Genomic DNA, 4,957 nt, shown 5'->3' on the forward strand with positions numbered 1-4,957 from the left:
GAGGTGGGTTGGCAGGTGCGGCCGGCTCGGTCGGCGCGATCCCGGTCGCGGCCGCGCCTGCGCCAGGCCCGAATATCCCGGCTAGCGCGTCGCTGACCGTGGGGCCATATCCGATTTTGTCGTTGTACATCATCGCCACCCGGATCAGCCGGGGATACGACGAGGCGGCGTCGCTGGAGCCGGGTGAGGCAAAAACGGGTTCGACGTACAACAGCCCACCCTGGGCCACCGGCAGCGTGAGCAGATTGCCCCACTTGATTCGGTTTTGGTTGTCGCGACCGATCTGCCCGAGGTCCTGCGACACCGCCGGGTCGGTGGTGATTGCGTTGTTGGCCAGTTTCGGGCCGTTGACTTGACCGGGGATGGTCAGCACGGTGATCTTGCCGTAGGTCGACGGGTCGGAGCTGGCGCTGATGTAGGCGGCCAGGTAGTCCCGCTTGAACCTGTTCATTGCGCTGATCAGCTGATACGACGCCGAATTATCTTCCTTGGCAATGTTTTTCGCGACAATGTAGTAAGGCGGCTGATAGCTGCTCGCGGTTGGGTTCGGGTCAAGCGGGACGTCCCAGAAATCCGACGTGGAGAAGAACGTCACCGGGTCGTTGACGTGGTATTTGGCCAAGAGCATCCGCTGCACCTTGAACAGGTCTTCGGGATAGCGCAGATGCGCAGCCAATTCGGGGGTGATATCGCTCTTGGGTTTGACGGTCCCGGGGAAGACTTTCATCCACGCCTTGAGCACCGGGTCGCGCTCGTCCTGCTGATAAAGCGAGACCGTCCCGTCATAGGCATCGACGGTGGCCTTCACCGAGTTGCGGATGTAGGACACCTGCTTGTCGGGAACCATTCGGTTGAACGCGACCTCGGTGGAGTCGGCGGTGGCCGACGACAACGAAGTCAGTTCGGAATACGGGTAATTGTCCAACGTGGTGTAGGCGTCGATGATCCACACCAGCCGCTTGTTGACGATCGCCGGATACACGCCGCTGTCGGTCGTCAGCCACGGCGCGACCGCCTCAACCCGTTGCGCCGGATCGCGATTGAACAAGATTTTGCTGTTGTTGCCAATCACACTGGAAAACAAGAAGTTTCGCTCGGCGAACTTCGCGGCGAAAACGCTACGCGAAATCCAGCTGCCGATCGGCACTCCGCCACTTCCGGTGTAGGTGTAGTTCTTTGTTTCGGCGTTGGTCTCGTAGTCGTATTCCCGGTCAGTGCCGTTGCGTCCGACGATCGCATAGTCGGCGGGTGTATTGGAGATGACCGGTCCAAAGTAGATCCGCGGCTGGTCCAGCCGGGCCGGACCGTCGGAGACCACCCCGCCGTTGGGGCCGACAACGTTGGCCAAAAACTCCGGATATCCGCCATTCTGGTTGGGGTCGTTGGCGATACCGCGCACGGTGTTGGCCGGTGAGGCAATGAAGCCGTTGCCGTGGGTGTACACGGTGTGCCGGTTGATCCAGTCGCGCTGGTTGTCGATCAGATGATCCGGGTTGAGCTCCCGGGCGGCAACGACGAAGTCGCGCAGATTACCGTCGCGGTCGTGATAGCGGTCGATGGATAGCTGGTCGGGGAAATAGTAGAAGTTCTTGCCCTGCTGGAATTGCGTGAACGCCGGGCTGACGATCGTCGGGTCAAGCAGCCGGATGTTGGAGGTCGTCGCACGGTCGGATGCGACCTGCTCGGCGGTTGCCCGCGAGTCGCCGCTGTAATCGCGGTAGCTCACAACGTCATTGGTGAGACCGTAGGCTTGCCGAGTCGCGGTGATGCTTCGGCTGATGTACTCACGTTCCTTTTGCGCGGCGTTGGGCTTGACGCTGATCTGCTCGACGATCAGCGGCCAGCCGGCACCAACGATCACCGACGACAGCAGCAGTAGAACGAGTCCGATAGCCGGAATTCGTAAGTCCCGCAACACGATCGCCGAGAAGACGGCGGCCGCGCAGATCAGCGCAATCGCCAATAGGATCAGCTTGGCGGGCAACACCGCATTGATATCGGTGTACCCGGCCCCCGTGAACGGCTTTCCACCGCGGGTGTGGGATAGCAGCTCGTAGCGGTCTAGCCAATAGGCAATCGCCTTGAGCAGCACCAGGGTACCGATCAGGCTGACCAACTGGATGCGCGCCGAGCGGCTCAGCGCGCCGGTGCGCCCGGAAAGCCGGATACCGCCGAACACGTAGTGCGCCAGAAGATTTGCCACGAACGCCAAAAAGGCCGCCACGAACAAGAAGCTGAGGACGAGCCGGTAGAACGGCAGGTCGAATGCGTAAAAGCCGAGGTCCTTGCCGAACTGCGGATCGGCGATGCCGAAGTCGCCGCCGTGCAAGAACAGCTGAACGCGCACCCAATAGGTCTGCGCCACCACCCCGGCGAGCAAGCCGATCGCCACCGGAATCCCGGTTCCGATCACCCGCAGCCTCGACATCACCACGGTGCGATACCGGGCTACCGGATCATTGCCGTTGCTCGGGACGAACACCGGCCGCATGCGGTAGGCCAGTGCCAGGCCGCCGAACACGATGCCGCCGACCAGCAGCCCTACCACCAGGAACAACACCAGTCGGGTCACCAGCACGGTGGTGAACACCGATCGGTAGCCCAGCTCGCCGAACCACAGCCAATCGACGTAGCCGTCGATCAACCGCGGACCGATGAGCAGCAGCAAGATCACCGCCAGGGCGATCGTGATGAGGATCCTGCTGCGCCGAGTCAGCTTCGGCATTCTGGCCGCGGGCCGCATTCCCACTAGCTAACTCCCTGCTTCCTGTCGACTATGACCGTCCGACGTATCCCAACTGTACGCAGGATTAGCAACTGGGCGGCTGGCCGCCGGAGGTGACAGCGTGCAGCGCATCCACCGCTCCATCAAGCTTGGAAACCTTCACCAATTGCAGCCCGGATAGCCTTCCGGAGGTGGCCTCATAGCAGTTCTCGGCCGGCACCAAAAACACCGTCGCGCCGGCCGCCCGGGCGGCCGTCATCTTGTGCACGATGCCGCCGATCCGGCCCACCGTGCCGTCGGCCGTGATCGTGCCGGTGCCCGCGACGAACTTCGAGCCGGCCAGACTGCCCGTGGTGAGTTTGTCGACGACGGCCAGGCTGAACATCAAGCCGGCCGAGGGTCCGCCCACGTTGGCGAGGTTGAAATCCACCGCGAACGGCGCCCACGGGGCATCCGTCACCGAAATGCCCGCGAAGCCGTAATCGCGACCCTTGTGGCTGCCCAATGTGATGTGCGCGACGCCTGGAGGTGCATTTTTGCGGCGAAAGTCGATCGCGACCGACTGGCCGGGTTTGGTGTGCTTTAGCAACGAGGTGAACTGGTCGACGTCGGCGACCGGCGCGCCGTTCACCGCCTGCACGGCGTCACCCGCCTGCAGCTTGCCCATCGAAGGCCCGGCATCAGTGACCGCGACCACGGTGATGGCCTGCGGGTACTTCAGATATCCCAGGGCCGCGAACTCGGCATTGTGTTCGGACTGCTTGAAATCGGCGTCGTTGTCCTTATCGATTTCGTCCCGCGACTTGCCCGGCGGGTAGATCAGGTCGCGCGGCATCAGCTGTTCCTCGCCGGAAAGCCACAGCGTCAGCGCCTCGGCCAGGCTGAGTTCGTCGCGCTGGGACACCGTCGTCATGTCGAGGTGACCCGACGTCGGGTGCGTCTGCGTGCCTTTGATGTCGACGACCGGCTTGCCGTCGACCTCGCCGAGGGTGTCGAACGCGGGGCCGGGGCCAAGTGACACAAAAGGCACCGTCACCACTGCCAGCAACACACCGAAGACGACGATCGGCACCAGCGCCACCATCAGCGTCAGAATCCGCCTGTTCACCTGGCTAACACTAGACGGACTGGTCAGCGGCAATAGGAAGCCGGTTCACTCAGAGCGTGACGCCGGATCGCGCGTCGTGACCCCCCGGTGAGTACCGTTGGGGGCATGGCTGACCTGCCTTTCGGCTTCTCCGGCGGAGAAGACCCCGACCCCGACAAGCGGCGGGACGATGGCCCCCAGGACCCCGAGTCCGGCTCGGGATCTGCGGACCCGTTTGGTCTGGGCGGCCTTGGCGGTCAGTTCGACATGGCCGACCTGGGCCAGATCTTCACCCGCCTGGGGCAGATGTTCAGCGGCGCCGGCTCGGCGATGGCCGGGGGACAGTCGTCCGGGCCGGTGAACTACGAGCTGGCCCGGCAGCTGGCGTCGAGTTCGATCGGCTTCGTCGCGCCGATTCCGGCCGCCACCAGCCAGGCGATCAGCGACGCCGTCCACCTCGCCGAGACCTGGCTCGACGGGGTGACCGCGCTGCCGGCGGGCACCAGCAAGGCCGTCGCCTGGACTCCCACCGATTGGGTGGACAACACCCTGGAGGTTTGGAAGCGGCTGTGCGACCCGATGGCCCAGCAGATCGCGACGGTGTGGGCCCAGTCGCTGCCCGACGAGGCGAAGAACATGGCCGGTCCGCTGCTGTCGATGATGTCGCAGATGGGCGGCATGGCTTTCGGCTCGCAGCTGGGCCAGGCGCTGGCCCGGTTGTCACGTGAAGTTCTGACGTCGACCGATATCGGTTTACCGTTGGGGCCCAAGGGAATCGCCGCACTGCTGCCGGATGCCATCGAATCTTTTGCCGACGGGCTCGAGCAGTCGCGCAGCGAGATCGTCACCTTCCTGGCGGCCCGCGAGGCCGCCCATCACCGGTTGTTCAGTCATGTGCCGTGGCTGGCCAGTCAGCTGCTCGGCGCCGTCGAGGCCTACGCCAAGGGCATGAAGATCGACATGCAGGGAATCGAGGAGCTGGCCCGCGACTTCAACCCGGCCTCGCTGAACGATCCGGCCGCCATGGAGCAGCTGTTGACCCAGGGGGTGTTCGAGCCCAAGGCCACTCCGGAGCAGACCCAGGCGCTGGAACGACTCGCGACACTGCTCGCGCTGATCGAGGGCTGGGTGCAGACGGTGGTGAC

The 4,957-nt window shown here is 63.9% G+C and carries 3 protein-coding genes; 1 reads left to right on the forward strand and 2 read right to left on the reverse strand.

Annotation, left to right across the window (positions count from 1 at the left end; all coding sequences use genetic code 11):
• Positions 1-2,749 (reverse strand): UPF0182 family protein (locus WB785_RS22325; RefSeq protein WP_424081915.1); only part of this gene is annotated, 2,749 nt, incomplete at its 3' end.
• A gap of 61 nt (positions 2,750-2,810) precedes the next feature.
• Positions 2,811-3,833: a YlbL family protein gene (locus WB785_RS22330; RefSeq protein ID WP_424081917.1), complete on the reverse strand. Its 1,023-nt coding sequence runs from the start codon at positions 3,831-3,833 to the stop codon at positions 2,811-2,813.
• An 87-nt stretch (positions 3,834-3,920) separates the two neighbouring features.
• Between WB785_RS22330 and WB785_RS22335 the strand changes: the two genes are divergently transcribed.
• A partial coding sequence (locus WB785_RS22335; RefSeq protein ID WP_424081919.1) for a zinc-dependent metalloprotease occupies positions 3,921-4,957 on the forward strand: 1,037 nt, incomplete at its 3' end.

This window comes from Mycobacterium sp. (genome assembly GCF_049585075.1).
Classification (GTDB): Bacteria; Actinomycetota; Actinomycetes; order Mycobacteriales; family Mycobacteriaceae; genus Mycobacterium.